This window comes from Proteus sp. fly-1013 (assembly GCF_040140245.1).
In the GTDB taxonomy this organism is placed as follows: domain Bacteria; phylum Pseudomonadota; class Gammaproteobacteria; order Enterobacterales; family Enterobacteriaceae; genus Proteus; species Proteus mirabilis_B.
In genome coordinates, this window is record NZ_JBEEWD010000001.1 from 781,118 (window position 1) to 800,621 (window position 19,504).

Consider the following 19,504-nt stretch of genomic DNA (forward strand, 5'->3'; position numbering starts at 1 on the left):
CTTCTGCTTCAGTATTTTGAACAGGCGCTTCTACAGTTGATGATGCTTCAGAAGCTTGCTGTGCTTTCTTAGCTTTAACACGTGCTAATGCGGCAGCAACAGCAGCTTTGCGTGGATCAACATCTTCGCTCGCACTCGCTATATTCTCACTTGAAGTTTCTAGTGCTTTTTGCTGTGCTAATTTAGCCGCTTGTTTTGCTCTGACTTCCTCTTTGCGTTTTTTACGTGCGGCAATCGCGGCTGCGTTATCTGGCTCTTCACCCGCTTTAACAGAAATAATTTTGCCAATACTTTGTTTCGCTTTTACGCGAGAAAGTGCAGATTGAACTTCACCGTGCTCTTCATCATCAAGTTTAACTGCGGCACGTTGATGTCTAGCTTCACGCTCAAGTTTCTCGCGTTCCATACGTATTTTTTTCGCTTCAAAACGTGCTTTTGCCTCAGCCGCACGTTTTGCTTCCGCATCAATTTCACGTATTTCTGCTTTTTCTTGGCGATAGTATTGAACTAGCGGAATATTACTAGGGCAGACAAATGCACATGCACCGCATTCAATACAATCAAATAAATTATGCTGTTGTGCTTTCTCATGCTCTTTACCTTTACTAAACCAGTAAAGTTGTTGAGGTAATAAACCACTAGGGCAAGCATCAACACAATGACCACAACGGATACAGGCTTCTTCAAGATTATCTGTATCCATCTCTTCGACTGAAGGGATAAGTAGGCAGTTGGTTATCTTAACAACAGGGGCATTTAAGTCTGGTAAGGTAAAGCCCATTAATGGTCCACCCATAATCACCATTTGTTCAGAGCCTGCAACAAAACCAGCTTGTTTTAGCAATGAGTAAATGGGTGTACCTAAACGAGCCCAAAAGTTACCCGGTGTTTTAGCGCCATTACCGGTAACCGTGACAACACGTTCAATTAATGGCTCATCATCAATAATGGCACGTTTGATGGCGACAACTGTACCTACGTTCTGCATCAAGACGCCAATATCAGATGAACGTCCTCCTGATGGAACTTCTTTACCAGTTAAGATCTTGGTCAGTTGTTTAGCACCACCTGATGGATATTTGGTTGGGATAACACGAATAAAAATACGTTTCTCATCAGGTACAGCATTTAAGGCATTTTTTAATGACTCAATGGCTTCAGGCTTATTATCCTCAATACCAATTAACACTTCATCTGGAGACAGAAGGTGAATTAAGACCTGACACCCAGCAATCACTTCATCAGCATGTTCTTGCATTAAGCGATCGTCTGCTGTGATATAAGGTTCACATTCTGCTGCATTGATGATGAGCGTTTTAACGAGGTCGCCACCACCTTTTAATTTTGACGCAGTTGGGAATCCCGCGCCCCCTAATCCTGCAATACCTGCTTCATGGATACGGTTAAGTAATGTATCTCTACTTTCTGATTGGTAATTGATGATAGGGGATTTCTCTCGCCATTCATCTTTACCATCAGATTGAATTCTTACCGCAATTTCAGGTAATCCAGAAGGATGAGCACTTGGAAATGGTTCTATTGCCGTAACTGTACCAGAGATAGAAGCATGTACAGGTAATGTTCTGCCAACCCCTTTTGTTAATGGTTGACCTTTTAATACATGCTCACCTACGCTGACACAAAGTTGACCCGGTACACCTAAGTGCTGATGAATAGGAATAATCACTTCATCAGGTAATTGCGCGATACGCATTGGTGTACGACTTGACTGTAATTTCATTTCAGGAGGATGAATACCACCTTTAAAATCCCAGATTTTATCTTTTTTAAATAACGAAAAGAGATTAAACATGAGCGTTATCCTCCGTCTTTAATGACGGTTCATCTTCAGGTGTTTCTTCTGGCTCTGCTGGAATATTTTTTACTGGGATTGTATTTAAATCCCATTTCCAATTTGAGGTTGTGACTTTGACAGGAACCAAGGTTATACAATCAGTAGGGCAAGGAGGCACACATAAGTCACATCCAGTACATAAGTCTTCAATAACGGTGTGCATAGCACGTGTGGCACCCACAATGGCATCAACAGGGCACGCTTGAATACACTTAGTACATCCTATGCAATTATCTTCATCAATTAAGGCGACTTTTCTAATTGGATTTAATGCTTCTTCGTCACCATCCAGCGGTTGAGGATCAACGCCCATCAATTCAGCTATTTTTAACATCACTTGTTCGCCACCCGGCGCACAACGGTTAATCATCTCACCATTGTTTGCGACTGCATCCGCATAAGGACGACACCCAGGATGACCACATTGTCCGCATTGGCTTTGCGGTAATATTGCGTCAATTTTTTCGACAATAGGATCTTCTTCCACTTTAAAACGGCGTGCGGAATATCCCAAAATTAGCCCAAAGATAAGACCTAGCGCACCAAGTACGCCAATTGCTATCCATAAAGAATTCATTACAGTTTCACCAAACCACTAAAACCCATAAAGGCGAGAGACATTAAACCTGCGGTAATTAAACCAATTGAAGCACCTTTAAATGGTGCGGGTACATTGGCGACGGCTAAGCGTTCTCTAATAGCGGCAAATAATACCATTACAAGAGAAAAACCAACGGCTGCACCAAAACCATAAACGGCAGATTGCATAAATGTGTGGGCTTGATTGATATTTAATAATGCCACACCTAATACAGCGCAGTTTGTGGTAATTAAAGGTAAGAAGATCCCTAATAAACGATAGAGTGTCGGGCTTGTTTTTCTTACGACCATTTCAGTGAATTGTACAACTACTGCAATAACTAAAATAAAGCTCAGTGTGCGTAAATAAAGTAAGTCCAAAGGAACTAAAATAAAATTATCCATCAGCCAAGAACTAATCGAGGCGAGAGTCATAACAAAGGTTGTCGCAAATCCCATACCAATCGCGGTTTCTAATTTTTTTGATACACCCATAAATGGGCATAAACCAAGGAATTTGACGAGTACAAAGTTATTCACCAATACGGTGCCGACGAATAGAAGCAAGTAATCAGTCATTGTTATGCCAAAATTGTTAAACAGAGAAACAAAAAGCCTCCTGAAATAAAGAGGCTAAACAAGCGTATATAATATCAAGGGTAAAGGCGTGAAGTTATCGAACTTGTGTGAAAGTTTCACGAACACGTTTAGAGTACTTGATATAAGGCACAAAGCAGACAGTCGAGAATACAGACCATAGAAGGGATTGTAATGCCGTTTGGTCGTCAACAGGTGCAAAACCAAAGCTCTTAATTGCTAATAGTAAATTGATTAGCAACCAAAAAATGAACAGACGTGGAAAGTTTTTAGCGCGATAAAAAAATTGTCTTAGTAGATAAAGCGTAAAGCTAAACATCACCCACGTTGTTAACGCAGAGAGATACCAACTTGATATCAAATGAAATGGAAGCTGGTGGAGGATCGAAAAGTCTGAAAAATATTTAATAATATACAGAACAGACATCAACCCAGAACCAATCACTGACAAGATCATATAAGCCAATGGCGCAAGCAACCACCCTGTAATAGGCGCTTTTCCTGAAAGGTTATTCTGCGTGTTTGCTTTGAGATCAAATTTCATTAATTAATTATTCCTACTCGTATGTATAGAACTAAACGGGATATTATCACAAACTTTGTTATTATTTATTTAGCTACAAAAGTGAAAGTGATTTTTGTTAATAAAAAAGCATATAAAAATAGGATAGGGTTATGGCAATTAAACTCAATGTTGGGATTATCGGATATGGCTATGCAAGTAAAACCTTTCATGCTCCGCTAATAACAACAACCGAAGGTTTAAATCTTAGTGCAATTTCAAGCTCTGATGAAAATAAAGTTAAACAAGATTTTCCTCACATTACCGTTTATGCAGACCCCCAAGCACTTATTAATGATCCCTCAATAGACTTAATCATTATTCCAACGCCGAATAATACTCACTATTCACTGGCTTCACAGGCTCTAGAAAAAGGTAAACATGTTATTGTTGATAAACCGTTTACATTGACACTGGAAGAAGCTGAAAAATTAACTCAGCAAGCAACAGATGCCGGTAAACTTCTCTCTGTTTTTCATAATCGTCGTTGGGATTCTGGTTTCTTAACCGTTAAAAAACTTTTAGCTGATAAAACACTCGGTGATATCAGTGCCTATGAAGCGCATTTTGATCGTTTCCGTCCAACAGTTCGTCAACGTTGGCGAGAAGATGCAGGAATTGGCGGTGGGCTTTGGTACGATCTCGCGCCTCATGTTCTTGACCAAGCGGTTTGCCTATTTGGTGAGCCTAAAGCAATTACTGCGGATATTGCTCAATTACGTCCTAATGCAAAAAATGCCGATTACTTTCATGCATTACTAGAATATGACAATCTTAGAGTCGTTCTTCATGCTTCTATGTTAGTTGCGTCTCCAACACCTATTTTTGCTATTCATGGGACAAAAGGTAGCTATGTTAAATATGGTTTAGATACCCAAGAAGATGCCTTAAAAGCCGGTTATCTCCCTAATCAAACTTATAATTGGGGAATGGATAGTCAAGATGGTGAATTAACAACACTGTCAGAGTCTGGTGAATTAGAAACAACCACACTCACTACACTTTCTGGTGATTATCCTGCTTATTATCAACAAATTTATCGTGCAATTACATTGGGTGAAGAAAACCCCGTTACGCCAATACAAGCAACAGCCATTATGCGTTTGATTGAAGCTGGCGAAATTTCTAATCGTTTAAAACAAACCATTACGCTATAAGTAAAAGGGAGCGCTAAATCTAATGTCTTGGTGGCAAAAACTAAAACTTGATCCTTTTCTCATGATTATGATTTGTGTGGTGACGCTGGCAACGCTGCTACCCGCACAAGGCGATATTAAAGTCCTGTTCCAATATCTTACGACCGGTGCGATAGCACTGCTGTTCTTCTTGCATGGAGCGAAGCTTTCTAGAGAGGCGATACTTGCCGGACTTGGGCATTGGCGTTTACATCTTACAGTATTTGCCAGTACCTTTATTCTTTTCCCTATTTTGGGGCTAGGGTTACAAGTTATTGTGCCTGAATGGATGTCACCAACTGTCTATATGGGTTTTTTATATCTTTGTGCGTTACCTGCAACGGTTCAATCTGCCATTGCCTTTACTTCTGTGGCTGGGGGAAATGTAGCGGCTGCTATTTGTAGTGCATCTGCATCCAGTATTCTTGGTGTTTTCCTTTCGCCGGTATTAGTCGGTTTTTTAATGCAAACGCAAGGTTCTGCGGAAGATTTCGACACGGCAGGGGCTATTCAATCGATCTTACTGCAACTGATGGTACCTTTTATTATTGGTCATTTATCTCGACCTTTAATTGGTCGTTGGGTTGATAAACATAAAAAATTAGTTAATAGAACGGATCGTTCCTCTATTTTGCTGGTGGTTTATGTGGCATTTAGTGAAGCAGTTGTTGAAGGGATCTGGCATAAAATTGACGGTTGGTCGCTATTAACGATTGCAGTAGTGAGCTGTATTTTGTTAGCAATTGTCATTTTTGTGAACGTATACAGTGCTAGACTGCTTGGTTTTAATAAAGAAGATGAGATAACCATTGTTTTTTGTGGTTCTAAAAAGAGCTTAGCAAATGGTGTACCTATGGCGAATGTGTTATTTCCTGCGGCGACGGTTGGAGTAATGTTATTACCATTAATGATATTCCATCAGATCCAATTAATGGTTTGTGCTGTGTTAGCACAGCGCTATGCTAATCAAGCTAAAAAGAAATAACGTATTTAAGCTGGTGGATAATTAATAATATTAATCAGACATTGATAATTAGATAAATAAGAAAAAGCATCGATTTAATTTTTTATCGGTGCTTTTTTATTTGTTATAAAGGTCATTATTCTCGTTATGGTCACTATTTTCTTTTTTATCTGTTAACGAAGGTTGTTGAGATTTAAAGGGAAGTGGTAAGCCGAACACAAGATAAATTAAGAAAACAAAACCCATATTTAAATAGTCGGATTTATTATTTTTCACATCAACTTTTAATTCACAATCGATGGGTTCTAGCTGATCGTTAATATTATATTTGCCTTGGTAAAGCTCATTAAGCATTGCTTGCGCTTGTTCAAATTCTTTATAGTTAACCAGTAGTTTTACGCCGCCAGTAGCTTGAGCATACACTTGGTTATTCCAAACAATATTTTCATCTAAAAGAATAGCATCAATGCCTTCTGACTGAAGAAAACCAACCTCAATAGAGGCATCAAGTGGAGATAGATATTGTGCTAATAACCTATATTGACCTCTTGTCGGGTGAATATTCCACATAGCTTTTCCTTAATAATAAGTAACCCCTCGAAAATTAATTTTAGTCTAAGAGTCATTAATAATTCCATCTATTTTCAATAAATATAAAAAAACCATCTGATTAACAGATGGTTTTAATCATAAAGCTATTAAATATTAACGTGAACTGACTTTCTTAATTAATGCATCACGTTCAGCTTGGCTAATAAATGCCATTTTTAAGCCATTAATCTGTGTCTGGCGAATTTGCTCTGGTGTTAATCCAGCCGCTGGTGCTGCAACATTATATTCGTGTTTTAGTTCAATGCCTTCAACCGCAGGATCGTCGGTATTAAGAGAGGCAATAATGCCATGCTCTAAAAATGTTTTTAAAGGATGCTCTGCTAACGAATTGATAGTACTGGTTTGAATATTCGATGTTAAGCAAGATTCAATACCAATTTGATGCTCGGCGAGGTAGTCCATTAAACGAGGATCTTCAATTGCTTTAACACCATGACCAATACGGCTTGCACCTAATTCTTTAATCGCATGCCAAATGCTTTCTGCACCCGCAGCTTCACCTGCGTGAACAGTAATATTCCAGCCAGTATCACGAGCACGATTAAAATGGGGCTGGAATAAATGGCCAGGGAAACCTAATTCATCACCCGCTAAATCAAGCGCAGTAATTTTATCTTGATGTTTTAGCAAGCCATTAAGTTCTTGTTGGCAGGCATTTTCACCAAAGGTACGGCTTAAAATACCGATTAAACGAATGTCTACATCGTGAGATTGCAATGCACTCTGTACGCCATCAACAATAGCTTCCACGACACCTTCGACAGGGAGTTGATGTTTCATTGCCATATAATAAGGAGAAAAACGCAGCTCAGCGTAATCAATACCCGCATTAACCACATCTACCACGTTTTCATAAGCAACACGACGACATGCATCTAAGTCTGCTAAAACCGCCACGCCCCAATCCAATTTTTGTAAAAAGCTAACAAGACTTGGCTCATTCTTTGTGATTTGCACATGAGGGCGCAAAGCTTCTAATTCATAAGCCGGCAATGCAATATTATGCTGTTTTGCTAACTCTAAAATGGTTTGAGGACGGATATTACCATCTAAATGGCGATGTAAATCGGTTAAAGGCAACTGTGTGTCAATCACGTGTTATTTTCCTTTTAATAGAAATAATGAAAATCTATCGTTTATAGTGATTTTCTTATAATCGGTAAGTTATAAAATAGTTGCGGGTTATTATGACTGATTTTTATTTTATTCACTAACAAATAAACATAAATTGGTTATTTCTGAAGCTAAAACGACTATTTTTCTCAGTTTTAAGTTAAAAAGTAAAAAATAAAAAATAGGGCTGTCTATTTATTAACTACAATATTCAATGTAATTGACGTGTATTATCAAACTAACTGATACATTGATTTTTAATCTAAAAATAGAATTGTCATTATAATTGAAATATCCTATCAATTGTTTTGATAGATCTATAAAAGATAGATGAACAGAAAAAACAGTCAAGACATCGGTTTTTTTGCTTCATTATTCAATAGATTACCTATTTTATATTTTTTATTAGCTGAAATATTTAAAATGTTTTCTCATAAAAACATAATATTAAAATTTAGTTATATTTAAATTTATTTGGCTTTAATTAAATAAAATTAAAATAAATAATAAAATATCCATATTATTAAATGAGTGATAAAGAAAATGGAATTAAAGCCATAATACTTTCTCGTTAAATGAAACTATTTAATTGAATGAAGTCATTTAATTATGATTTTTTAATAAAAACCTATTATTTAAAATTAAGGCTAATAATTATGAATGAGAATTCTGATTTAAATTTTGAAAAAAGAAATAATAAAATTAAAAATTTGCTGGCTTCAAGCTTACTTCCTCCTTCATCAGAAAATAATCTTACTTATGGTTCACAAGTTGTCACTGGCGATGGGACAATTGCGTTGGATTTGGTTGTTGTTATTGATACAAGTGGTTCAATGTCTGATGAATCCTCTGATTTAAGCAAAGAAGTTGATGCTGCAATACAAGAGGCATCAGAAAAATGCCCATCAAAACTTCGGGTAACATTTTTAGGTATAGAAGGTACATGGGATGACACCAAATTTGACCAATCAGCCAGTGATTATTTAAAAGCATTGGGTGTTCCTGAAAATCGTTTACAGGCAAGAAAACCCTTTAAAGAGGCTGACGGTCGTGATCATGCGGGTAATAAAGAGGATTTATGCCGTGCGGTGATTGATTTAAGTAAGTACTTTGATTGGCGTGATGGTGCGCGTCGTGCCATTTTTGTGTTGGGCGATGAAGGTATGGAAGGTGGCGGCGGTGTATTGACCAACGCAGCAAAGATAAAAAATGATGAAGCGATTGCCGTTGCCCAACACGAAAAAGTGAAAGTGTATACCTACCAAGGCACGCCTGACGATAAAATGACTAATTTAGATCGCTTCCCAAGTGTGGCTGATAGAGACAATATCACAAAAGAGTATGTACGCTTAGCGAAGAAAACAGGAGGGCGTTCTTATATCTACACAACAGGTATTGCTAAGTTTTCATTAGTATTGCAAGAGATCCTCTGTGATAGCTTAACACCGCCTAATATTCCTAAACCCCATGAGAAAGATACCAATTGTAGCCACGTCTGTGAGCAATTAACCTCGATTATTTCAACAGTAAATACACTTGCTGGAATAATTAACAAAACCATTGATTCTTGCTGTAAAGATGAATGGAAAAATCACCATACTCCCGCTAAAGATTGTGATTGTTAATTAAAGATAGAATAAAAAAACACCCCAGAGCTATTCACAATGGGGTGTTTTATTTACGCTTCTAATAGAAACTTAATTAATGAACTTATTCTGCTGGTTGCTGCTCAGGAATTAAGATTTCTTGTTCTTCGATGATAGCAGGATCTTCAGTCATCTCTTCTTGATAACCTTCTTCTGAATAATCAGAATCATCGTAATCGTAAGATGATGCGCCCATACCGAATAACATTGCTGCTAAACCTAACATTTGAGGAGCTTGAGTCACATCCATAAACTCATCAAAAGTATAGGTTTTACCATTCATAGTAAATTTATCAGCAGCATAGTTCAGTTTCATGCTTAATGCTTTACCATCTTGAGCAAGTAACATCAGTGGTAATGCATCTTTCTCATCTTGAGAAATTTGGTTGATATTTTGTTGTAATTCAGTTTTTAACTGCTCAACGTCAGCAGCCGTTGCTACTTCGATCTCTTTTTTCTCTGCATCTGTTAATGCGGTTTCTTGGTAACGAGCCGCATCAAGATATTGAGTGGTGTTACGGAATTCAGCTAACATAGGAAGAGATAAATCAACATTGAAATCAATGTTTTTAAACAGATAGTTAAATAATTCTGCTGGTGATTTCTCTTGGCTTTCTAATACTTTAACGTTAAAAGCATTTAAGTCTAAGTTAAAGGTTAATTTACTTGCACCACTTTTATTTGTTAAAGACGCTTCATCAATACGGAAAACTAAGCCTTTCTCCAGAACATCACGAACGGCTTGTTCAACCATTTCTGAATTATCGAAATGATTTTTATTCCATGGTAATAATGAGTTGTTATAAACTTTGGTTAATAACAACATGGCATCTGGATCAGCTTTATCAATTGAATAGCCAAATTTGCCTGCACCAAATTCTAGTCCCGCAACATTCAGTGACTTAAAGTAATAAGTTTGAGAGATATTAAAGAGTTTATCTTTGATATCACTTTTTGTTGTTAAAGAAAAATCTTTCAGTGAGAAATCAGATGCTTTGTCTTTGCTAGTATGTGCAATTTCAGCAAAGCTTAATAACTGCTCATTAAATAAATATTGATCGTTATTAACTTTAGTTCCAGCGACAGAACCTGCAATATTTTTAATTGTGAAAGTTTCTTCACCATCTTTAGTCACAACAACTTGATCACCTTTTACAGCGGTAGTGAAGTTGGTTGCGGTTTTATCTGATGAGAATTCAATTGTTAATGGTGTTGTTTTAACTGTGCCACCGTTTTCAGCGAAATCGATAGGATTTAGTTTAGCTTCACCTGATACTGCGCCATCAAAAGCCAAAGATGTATGCATATCAAAAAGAGATTTATCTTTAGTCAGCTTGAATAATTCTTTAGTTGTATCATTGTTGACCAATGTATTATTCATCGCTGCTAATTTTGGTGCTAAATTAAATTTAGCCAGATCAGAAAGAGGGAATGGACCGTGATCGATATCAGTAGTAAAGATAATTTCTTCTACTTTTTTATCCTGGTCTTCAACGACTTCACTAGCATCTTTTGAAATCACGACAGCAAAGTCTGCATTAGAGGTGAATACCCCTTTTTTATAGTCACGAATTTCAAGTTTAATATCAGCGCCAAATTGTGCATTTTTAGCAAGTTGTGCTAACTGGACATTAGCTAGTTTCGTTTCTTCCTGTAAGCGACTTTCAATTTTGCTGCCCATGTACCACGACGCACCAGTCCAAACAACACCCAATGCGACGATAACACCAACAGCGACAAGCGATTTCTTCATAATTCTAGTCCATCCTCTGTGTACATCTGGCGATGTACGTTATAAAGGCTGTTTTGTAACCCTTAAACAACCCGATAAATTGGTGATAAATTTTACTAAATTTAAATATAGATAATCCACATATATACATCGCCACCTATATTAACTGTAAATATAGATTTAGTGGAATAAAATCGCAATCAGAACTTACTTAGTTACTCGCTAACATAATGAGTTTAAAGCAAAATGAATATGATTTATAAGATAAATTAAATAAGCACCAAAAACGTCTTTTTTCTTACTCATTTTTAGATTTAGACAATATTTAATTGTGATGTGATTCTATTTATGATGAATAATAAAGGCTCATAATAAGTGTGGATATAAATATGAAAGCTTAAATAATAAGATTGGCAATAAAATAAGATTGCTAACCGTACTTTCCCAAAAAAATCAACAGATTTCATTCTGTTATAAATTTCATAAGCTCGCTTTAGCTCTCATATTTATTATTCTGTTTATGGCATGATACTGGTATCCGAGTTATTTACTAGAAAGTGATTCGGAATTAATCAATTATTCTGTGTACTTAAGGAGATTGAAATGGCAGCCACTCGCATTGAAAAAGACTCAATGGGGCAAATCGAAGTACCTGCTGACCAGTTATGGGGAGCTCAAACGCAGCGTTCTCTTGAACACTTCCGTATTTCAGTTGAAAAAATGCCTGTTGCACTTATCCATGCGCTTGCTATCACGAAGAAAGCAGCCGCTGGTGTTAACATGGATTTAGGTTTATTACCAAAAGAGCGCGCTGATGCAATTATCGCAGCTGCAGATGAAGTGCTTGCAGGTAAACACCCAACTGAATTCCCATTAGCAATCTGGCAGACCGGTTCTGGCACTCAATCAAACATGAATATGAATGAAGTGTTAGCTAACCGCGGTAGTGAGATACTTGGTGGTATCCGTGGCATGGAACGCAAAATCCATCCGAATGATGATGTTAACAAAAGTCAGAGTTCAAATGATGTGTTCCCAACTGCCATGCATGTCGCTGCTGTTATTGCATTACGTCAGGATTTACTGCCAGAATTAAAATCACTGCTGAAAGTATTCAAAGAGAAAGCAGAAGCTTTCCATGACATCGTTAAAATTGGTCGTACTCACCTGCAAGATGCGACACCACTGACATTAGGTCAAGAAATCTCCGGTTGGGCTGCTATGCTTGAGCACAGCATCAAACATATCGATGATTCAGTTCCTCATGTTTGTGAATTAGCGCTAGGTGGTACAGCCGTGGGTACGGGGTTAAATACCCATCCAGAATATGCTGTTCGTGTTGCTAAACGTATTGCTGAATTATCAGGTCAGCCTTTTGTAACGGCTCCTAATAAATTTGAAGCATTAGCAACTTGTGATGCATTAGTTCATTCACATGGTGCATTAAAAGGTTTAGCTGCTTCATTAATGAAGATTGCTAACGATGTGCGTTGGTTAGCTTCTGGCCCTCGTTGTGGTATTGGCGAAATCGCTATTCCAGAAAACGAACCAGGTAGTTCAATCATGCCAGGTAAAGTTAACCCAACACAATGTGAAGCATTAACGATGTTATGTGCTCAAGTAATGGGTAATGATGTTGCTATTAATATTGGTGGCGCATCAGGTAACTTTGAACTGAACGTTTATCGTCCAATGATCATCGATAACTTCTTACAATCAGTCCGTTTACTGGCTGATGGTATGCGTAGTTTCAATGAACATTGTGCAATTGGTATTGAGCCAAACCGTGAGCGTATCAATAAACTATTGCATGAATCATTAATGCTAGTTACTGCGTTAAATACTCATATCGGTTACGATAAAGCCGCTGAAATCGCGAAAAAAGCGCATAAAGAAGGCTTAACGCTAAAAGAATCCGCACTGAAACTGAACTACCTAACATCGGAAGAGTTCGATAGCTGGGTGCGTCCAGAAGATATGGTTGGTAGCATGAAAAAATAAGTGTTAAATACACTTATTTAACTGATATTAAATCCCGCTATAATGGCGGGATTTTTAGATCTTATAGGAAAAATAATGACTGAAGAAATTACCTTTACCGCGACAGAAGTTAATTGCTATGTGGAAGATGATGTCACCATTATTGGAATAGGGGATGATGCCGTTTCTCCGGATCATTTCATTATTCTTTCAAGATTTGATGAAGAAGATGAAGATATCGATAACTCGATTGGTTTAATGACTCATTTATCTGATGTTGAAGCCATTAATACGCTCGAAAAAATCACGCTTGATCGAAAAAATATTGTTCTTGCATTAAAAAATAATGTGGTAATAACAATCCATTTAGATATTGAAGACAATCACTTTGTTCAGCTTAATGATTATCTTCTACAAATCCTTCAAGGAAGCTCAATTAAACTTATTGAAAAATAAGACATTATCTATTTTTCAATATATAAATGCATTCTTGGAATAATTAATTGCAGCTTTTTAGCTTTAGGGCGATGACGAATTTGAATATTATCGGCATCATAATCAGAAAGTTCGCCAATAATAGGTTTAAAGTCGCTCTCTTTATCAATATAGAAAGCTAATAAAGGCAAGGGACACGCATATTGCACTTGTTTTTGAAGTTCTGAATACCAAACACGAGCAATAGGTTGCACTTTGACAGGACGCTTTATTTTTAGTTTTGCATTTTCAGGTAATTGTGAAAGGGTAATGATCTCTTTATCAATACGCTCTGCCCATTGTTCACTAGTATAAGGTGGCACTGCGCGATTGGCTTCGCGACTTTTTTCTAATTGAGCCAAAACATCGTTACGCGTTAAATTCTTAATAATATTCTTATTCGCCCAACCAAAACGCACAGTATCCGGATCAGACAAAAGGGTGAGGGTACGATAAGCATTCAGCGTAATTAAACCTTTTAGCTGATTATGGACAAAATCAAAACGCTCTTCCTTCGATATGCCAGACTCTTTAGTGACAATATTGGAAAGCTGTTTTTTTAATAAATTAATTTTCTCAACATGTTCTTTTACAGACTTAAATATTTGATTATCTGTACTAAAGCAGAGCACACCGGGTAAGCGAATAGCACGTTTACTACTGATGTGTGGAGCATTGTCATAAATAAAGAGATTCGCCATTAGCTTTAAAGCGAGATCTCTGGCTTCCTCATCATAATAGGGTGACACTGTAACGCGAACAACCTCATCATGTTCTTCTTCTTTGCTAACTTCAGGCAATTCAAATACTGCCGATGGCAATAAAACTAGATTTCTCAACACATCAGTTAGCGTTTTAATTTCGTTTTCTAATTGTTGGAAGCAGAGATTGAATTGCTCAATCAAATCATATCGACTCATCTTAATATCCTTATTTAGTTACAACATACAACTAGCCTTTGTTTAAAACAATACATTAGCTTCAGTGGAAAGTACATCGCTTAACAGAGAAAAATGCCAAAAACACGGCATACTGTTTATTTATACAGTATACCGTAAAAAGGGCATATTTTGATGATGTTTTTCCTAAAAGAGAGTTATTTGATGGTTTTTAAATCAATAACAGTCTGTTTTTCACTCGATTGCATTAACGGTTCATGAATAACATCACAATCTGGTTTTGTTGGTGGGCAGGATTCTGTGAATGCATTTGAGAGAGAGGTAAAAAAGAGAAACAGCAGGGTAATAGATAATTTTATGATAGGCATAATCGTTGTTCCTTCTTAAAGAATAAGCCTATACCTTAAGAAAGGAGTGCAAAATCGACAATATTAAACCGTGTTAATCCGCTTTTGCACTTTATCAATTATCAATAAATTTACTGGGCAACTTTGTTTAAATGCAGGGCTATCAATAAGGCTGCTAACATTAAAAGGGCAATAAATAGTCCTACACCAAGCCAGCCAAAACTTACCCAGAACAGACCACCCACTGTACCTGCAAGGCTAGAGCCCGCATAGTAAGTAAAGAGATAAAGTGAAGAGGCTTGAGCACGTCCTCGTTTAGCGCGACGACCAACCCAGCTACTTGCAACAGCATGTGCAGCAAAGAAACCCGTCGTTAAGATAAGCATCCCAATAAATATAACGGGCAAAGATTCAATCAAAGTAATCAATATACCGATTAACATCATTGAAATTCCAGCAATAAAGACTTTACCTAATCCATATTTAGTCGTTAATAAGCCCGCTTTGGATGCGCTATAAGTACCACTTAAATAGACGATAGAAATCAGTCCCACAGTAGTTTGACTTAATGAATAGGGTGCATCTAATAAACGATAGCCAATATAGTTAAACAAAGTGACAAACCCGCCCATCAATAAACCACCTTCAATAAATAACAAAGGCAGTCCTTTATCTCTAAAATGCAATTTAGTGGTAATAAGAAGATTACGCGGTTTTAATGCTGTTGGTCTAAAGTGCTGTGAAGCAGGTAATATCTTCCAGAAAGTAATTGCAGCAAAAAGGGCAAAAATACCGAGAATAACAACGGATAAGCGCCAAGAATAATAATCACTTAATACCCCAGTAATAACGCGCCCGCTCATTCCTCCAATAGAGTTACCACTAATATATAAACCCATTGATAACGCAAGGTAAGCAGGATGAATTTCTTCACTTAAATACGTCATTGCCACTGCGGCTACGCCACTTAATGAAAGTCCAACTAAAGCCCGTGTAATTAGAATACCTGTCCAGCTATTCATAGTTGCACTTAATAATGTAAAAAATGCAGCACAAAACAGCGCAATAACCATGACATTTTTACGACCAAAAGCGTCTGACAGAGGGCCTGTAATTAATAATCCACACGCCATTAAAGCAGTTGAAAGCGAGAGCGCTAAACTACTGGTTGCAGGGCTGACAGAAAACTCGTTAGATAACACCGGCAATATGGGTTGTACAAAATAGAGTAAGGCAAATGTCGCTAAACCGACCATAAAAAATGACACTGTCACTTTTATATACAGTGCATCATCACGCTGAATATAGTGCTTAGGGTTAGATTGGCGATGAGCAGGCTTTTCTATACTTGATGTATTGTCTGAAATATCAGTGCCTAAGCTCATACTTTTACTGTCTATTTCGTGAGTATCCATATTGATTAAACTTCCATTACTTAAATTTGATTTATGTCAATGTTAGAAATATTTGATTTTTTTGTCTAATATATTAATCATTAGAAATAAGACTTTTAAAGTATCAATGACGATATGAGAGAAATATGAATATTGAACTTAGGCATTTACGTTACTTTATTGCCGTAGCAGAAGAACTTCATTTTGGTAAAGCCGCAGAAAGATTGAATATTTCTCAGCCTCCTTTAAGCCAACAAATACAAGCGCTTGAAGGTGAAATAGGCGCTAGGCTATTAGAACGAACTAACCGTTCAGTTTCGTTAACACCCGCAGGACAAATGTTTTTAAAAGAGTCCTACCAAATTATGGCGCAGGTCAACGCAGCCGCAACGCGCGCCGCTAGAATGGAAAAAGGTGAGTTAGGTGAAATTTCAATTGGTTTTACCTCAACGACACCTTTTATGCATTTAGTCACCTTGAGTTTGCGACAGTTTAGGGAGAACTATCCTGAAGTTGGTATTCATATGCATCAAATGAATACAAAACAACAGATATCACCGTTACTGACAGGACGTATTGATCTGGGGATCATGCGAAACACGATGTTACCCGAAAATTTGCACCACCAGCTATTGTTTCGTGAGCCTTTTATCTTAGCGGTTTATGAAGGGCATCCTTTACTTGCTTACAAAGAAACGGGCGTCAATATTCAAGATATTGGACAATATCCTTTTGTTTTCTTTGAAAGAGATGTCGGTACGGCACTTTATGATGAGATTATTCAACTGCTTAGTTTGTCAGGAATTACGCCAACTATTGCACAAGAAGCGGGCGAAGCTATGACGATTTTAGGGCTAGTTGCAGCAGGGCTTGGTATTTCTATTGTGACAAAATCATTTACGCGAATGAAAGTCGATGGGGTGCATTATTTGCATTTTGCAAATTCTCAGGCGTTCTCTGAAGTTTGGTTAGTTTCTCATAATAAGCGAGCTATTCCGGCGGCGGCGAATCGATTAACGCAATTACTATTAAAAAATATCTTAGATCACCAAAAATCTTGATTTATCTGTGTTTTTGATCACGCTTTTTATGTAAGTATTGTACAATTATCACAAATTGACGACATAATCGGTAATGAATTATTTGGAGCCTCGAATTAATTATGGCTCCTTAATTAAGGATGCATTCAATGGGGAACCAACCTAGCCACATCGATCACGTAAAACAATTTAATCTTGGCACAGTCTTTCGCTTGATTGATGAACATGGTCCCATTTCTCGTATTTCACTGTCAAAAAAGGCAGAGCTTGCGCCAGCAAGTATTACTAAGATCACCCGAGAATTAGTTGAAGCACACCTTATTCATGAAACAGAGTTCCCAGATGTGGGATTTCGTGGCAGACCTGCGGTCGGATTAAAATTAGAAAGCCAAGGCTGGCAATTTCTCTGTATCCGCGTCAATAAAGGTAGCTTGCTTTTTAGTTTAAGAGAATTAGATAGCAAGCTGGTTACTGAAGATACGTTCGATTTCCCCAAAGAATACAGTGATGATTTTCTTAATCACTTTTTAGTTGCAATTGATAAATTTTTCGAGCGTTATCAATCTCATGTTGAAAGATTAACGGCAATTAGCATTACAATGAATGCCATTGTTGATCCCATTAGTGGCGTTATTTACAGCTCACCTTATTATGATATTAAAGATATTCCACTTGCCGATAAAATCCATGAAAAAACAGGTGTTTCTGTATTTCTACAACATAGCGTAACAGCATGGACAATGGCAGAATCTTTATATGGTGCGGCAAAAAACAATTCAGACGTTCTGCAAATTGTTATCGATGATATTGTTGGTGCTGGCGTGATAAGTAATGGAAAAACATTACACTCTAACAGTCATAGCGCCGTTGAAATTGGACATACTAAAGTTATCGACTCCCAAAATAGCTGTTATTGTGGGGCAAAAGGATGTTTAGAAACAGAAATTGCTATTCCTCAATTAATTAAGAAAGCCCAATTATTAGCTCAAGAAGATCCCACTTCGTTGCTGAACAAATATCCTATTACTGTTGAAACATTGTGTGATGCGATATTAGTTGGTGATAAAGCAGCACTTGAAATTGTTAATTTAGTTGCTCAGCGATTAGGTTTTATTTTGGCTGTCATGATTAATATCTTTAATCCGCAAAAAATATTAATTGGCTCACCGCTTTGTCGAGCTAAATCCATTCTTTTTCCTTTGATCTTGAACCAAGTTCAACATCACGTTATGCCACGTTATGCGCAGTCTTTAATTATTGAAGAAACAGAGTTAAGAAACAAAGGAACATTGCCTGCGGCTTCGCTTGTAAAAGAAGCTCTCTACAATGGCTCTTTGTTAATTGAGTTGATGCAAGGCTAGATTAAGTGAAAAAATCGTAACGAAAGTGTTTTTCAAGCGTAAATCTGTCAATTGATCATTAACGAATTCTCTATTTTCGACCAATTAACTAAAAAATTGAGCTATCTCAAGCCACCAGAAACAGTGTTACCCTAAACTCTAATCTCTGTCATTTTTTATGAACCTGATTTATCTGTCATAACGGAAGTAAATTATATGTTAACACGCTTTTTTGTTACGGGGACAGATACCAACGTGGGTAAAACTGTTGTAACCCGAGCACTTCTTCAGTCATTAAATCGTGGCGGGTCAACGGCAGTGGGTTATAAGCCTATTGCAACAGAATTACATGAAACGGCTGATGGTGAGCGTAATCGTGACGCTATGATTATTCATAATTCATCGCCAGTTGAAGTTCGCTACGACGAAATTAATCCTATTTTGCTTGATAATTGTTATGTTAGCGAAAATGAAATTGATTTTAATAAGATTTCAAATGAGCTCGATAATTTAAGTAAAAAAGCAGAGTGTGTTGTTATTGAGGGTAATGGCGGTTGGCGTTATCTGCTCGATGATAATACCTTTTATTCTGATTGGGTGGTAAAAGAACAAATTCCAGTTGTTTTGGTTGTCGGTATTCAACCAGGCTGTGTTAATCACTCAATATTAACAGCACAATCTATTATCAACGATGGTGTAAAACTAGTAGGTTGGGTTGCGAACAGAATAAATCCAGGATTACCTTATTACGCGAAAATTGTGGAAAGGCTGTCTCAGCATATTCCTGCACCGCTGATTGGTGAAATCCCGTATTTATTACGTCCTGAAGAACGTGATCTCTCTTGTTACCTCGATTTAAGTCAGTTGGAAATCGCTGTACCTGCTTAAGAGAGAATATAAATAAGTAACGAAGTGGATTGCTATCTGTTTTTAAACGATACCAAACTTGTTACTTTTAAACGCCTGATGAGTAAACTCATTGGGTGTTTTTGTTTTTTCTGATTTCGCGTCAAGTATAACTAATGATAAAAATAACACACAAAATTGAAGCTAAATAAGATAGAACAAACCAGATAAAATGCAGATAAATCAGAAGAATAGTCATTGATAAACAGTGGTGACTAGTCCTGATATAGGTTGACAACTTTTCAGGCATAAAACGCTCGATGTACTTCATCGGGCGTTTTATAGTTTA

The 19,504-nt window shown here is 37.1% G+C and carries 18 protein-coding genes; 8 read left to right on the forward strand and 10 right to left on the reverse strand.

What is annotated here, in order from left to right:
• The 4 genes from rsxC to ABN236_RS03845 form a co-directional block, all read right to left on the reverse strand.
• Positions 1-1,813: electron transport complex subunit RsxC (gene rsxC, locus ABN236_RS03830; RefSeq protein WP_349473403.1), on the reverse strand; the 1,813-nt coding region annotated here is incomplete at its 3' end.
• Complete coding sequence (gene rsxB / locus ABN236_RS03835) at positions 1,806-2,432, reverse strand: electron transport complex subunit RsxB (RefSeq protein WP_006536931.1); 627 nt, start codon at positions 2,430-2,432, stop codon at positions 1,806-1,808. The genes rsxB and rsxC, both read right to left, overlap by 8 nt.
• Positions 2,432-3,013 (reverse strand): electron transport complex subunit RsxA, encoded by a 582-nt coding sequence (rsxA, locus tag ABN236_RS03840; RefSeq protein ID WP_006536930.1) that lies wholly within the window; start codon positions 3,011-3,013, stop codon positions 2,432-2,434. The genes rsxB and rsxA overlap by 1 nt, the downstream gene beginning before the upstream one ends.
• A gap of 94 nt (positions 3,014-3,107) precedes the next feature.
• On the reverse strand, positions 3,108-3,575 hold the full coding sequence (locus ABN236_RS03845; protein ID WP_088495674.1) for a DUF2569 domain-containing protein: 468 nt from the start codon (positions 3,573-3,575) through the stop codon (positions 3,108-3,110).
• Between the two features lie 131 nt (positions 3,576-3,706).
• On the opposite strand from ABN236_RS03845, the gene ABN236_RS03850 reads away from it, so the two are divergent.
• Complete coding sequence (locus ABN236_RS03850; RefSeq protein WP_088495673.1) at positions 3,707-4,750, forward strand: oxidoreductase; 1,044 nt, start codon at positions 3,707-3,709, stop codon at positions 4,748-4,750.
• A 22-nt stretch (positions 4,751-4,772) separates the two neighbouring features.
• Complete coding sequence (locus tag ABN236_RS03855; protein ID WP_088495672.1) at positions 4,773-5,753, forward strand: bile acid:sodium symporter family protein; 981 nt, start codon at positions 4,773-4,775, stop codon at positions 5,751-5,753.
• A gap of 96 nt (positions 5,754-5,849) precedes the next feature.
• Here the strand turns inward: ABN236_RS03855 and ABN236_RS03860 are convergent, their stop codons facing one another.
• Together ABN236_RS03860 and add are read right to left on the reverse strand one after the other, a co-directional pair.
• The gene (locus tag ABN236_RS03860; protein WP_349473404.1) at positions 5,850-6,302 is read right to left on the reverse strand and encodes a hypothetical protein; all 453 of its coding nucleotides are present in this window, start codon (positions 6,300-6,302) and stop codon (positions 5,850-5,852) included.
• 135 nt (positions 6,303-6,437) lie between these two features.
• Positions 6,438-7,439, reverse strand: a complete 1,002-nt coding sequence (add, locus tag ABN236_RS03865; RefSeq protein WP_088495671.1) for an adenosine deaminase — start codon at positions 7,437-7,439, stop codon at positions 6,438-6,440.
• A 674-nt stretch (positions 7,440-8,113) separates the two neighbouring features.
• Between add and ABN236_RS03870 the strand changes: the two genes are divergently transcribed.
• A complete protein-coding gene (locus tag ABN236_RS03870) occupies positions 8,114-9,082 on the forward strand; it encodes a vWA domain-containing protein (RefSeq protein WP_349473405.1) in 969 nt (322 codons plus the stop codon).
• 85 nt (positions 9,083-9,167) lie between these two features.
• Here the strand turns inward: ABN236_RS03870 and ABN236_RS03875 are convergent, their stop codons facing one another.
• Positions 9,168-10,856 carry a YdgA family protein gene (locus ABN236_RS03875; RefSeq protein WP_311754765.1) on the reverse strand — a complete coding sequence of 563 codons (1,689 nt, stop codon included), beginning with the start codon at positions 10,854-10,856 and terminating at the stop codon, positions 9,168-9,170.
• Between the two features lie 582 nt (positions 10,857-11,438).
• Between ABN236_RS03875 and fumC the strand changes: the two genes are divergently transcribed.
• On the forward strand, positions 11,439-12,836 hold the full coding sequence (gene fumC, locus ABN236_RS03880) for a class II fumarate hydratase (RefSeq protein ID WP_075673810.1): 1,398 nt from the start codon (positions 11,439-11,441) through the stop codon (positions 12,834-12,836).
• 75 nt (positions 12,837-12,911) lie between these two features.
• Positions 12,912-13,271: a hypothetical protein gene (locus ABN236_RS03885; RefSeq protein WP_088495668.1), complete on the forward strand. Its 360-nt coding sequence runs from the start codon at positions 12,912-12,914 to the stop codon at positions 13,269-13,271.
• Positions 13,272-13,279: 8 nt separating this feature from the next.
• Here ABN236_RS03885 and tus read toward each other — a convergent pair whose 3' ends face one another.
• The 3 genes from tus to ABN236_RS03900 all read right to left on the reverse strand — a co-directional run bounded on the left by tus (position 13,280) and on the right by ABN236_RS03900 (position 15,950).
• Entirely contained in the window at positions 13,280-14,209 is a 930-nt protein-coding gene (gene tus / locus ABN236_RS03890; RefSeq protein ID WP_349473407.1) for a DNA replication terminus site-binding protein, read from the reverse strand.
• Between the two features lie 176 nt (positions 14,210-14,385).
• The gene (locus ABN236_RS03895; RefSeq protein WP_349473408.1) at positions 14,386-14,556 is read right to left on the reverse strand and encodes a hypothetical protein; all 171 of its coding nucleotides are present in this window, start codon (positions 14,554-14,556) and stop codon (positions 14,386-14,388) included.
• A 110-nt stretch (positions 14,557-14,666) separates the two neighbouring features.
• Positions 14,667-15,950 (reverse strand): MFS transporter, encoded by a 1,284-nt coding sequence (locus tag ABN236_RS03900; RefSeq protein ID WP_088495665.1) that lies wholly within the window; start codon positions 15,948-15,950, stop codon positions 14,667-14,669.
• A 125-nt stretch (positions 15,951-16,075) separates the two neighbouring features.
• Between ABN236_RS03900 and ABN236_RS03905 the strand changes: the two genes are divergently transcribed.
• The 3 genes from ABN236_RS03905 (at position 16,076) to bioD (ending at position 19,197) form a co-directional block, all read left to right on the forward strand.
• Positions 16,076-16,990: a LysR family transcriptional regulator gene (locus ABN236_RS03905; RefSeq protein WP_349473409.1), complete on the forward strand. Its 915-nt coding sequence runs from the start codon at positions 16,076-16,078 to the stop codon at positions 16,988-16,990.
• Between the two features lie 128 nt (positions 16,991-17,118).
• Positions 17,119-18,330 (forward strand): sugar metabolism global transcriptional regulator Mlc, encoded by a 1,212-nt coding sequence (gene mlc, locus ABN236_RS03910; protein WP_412178797.1) that lies wholly within the window; start codon positions 17,119-17,121, stop codon positions 18,328-18,330.
• Between the two features lie 195 nt (positions 18,331-18,525).
• Positions 18,526-19,197, forward strand: a complete 672-nt coding sequence (gene bioD, locus ABN236_RS03915) for a dethiobiotin synthase (protein ID WP_088495662.1) — start codon at positions 18,526-18,528, stop codon at positions 19,195-19,197.
• The last annotated feature ends 307 nt before the right edge of the window (positions 19,198-19,504 follow it).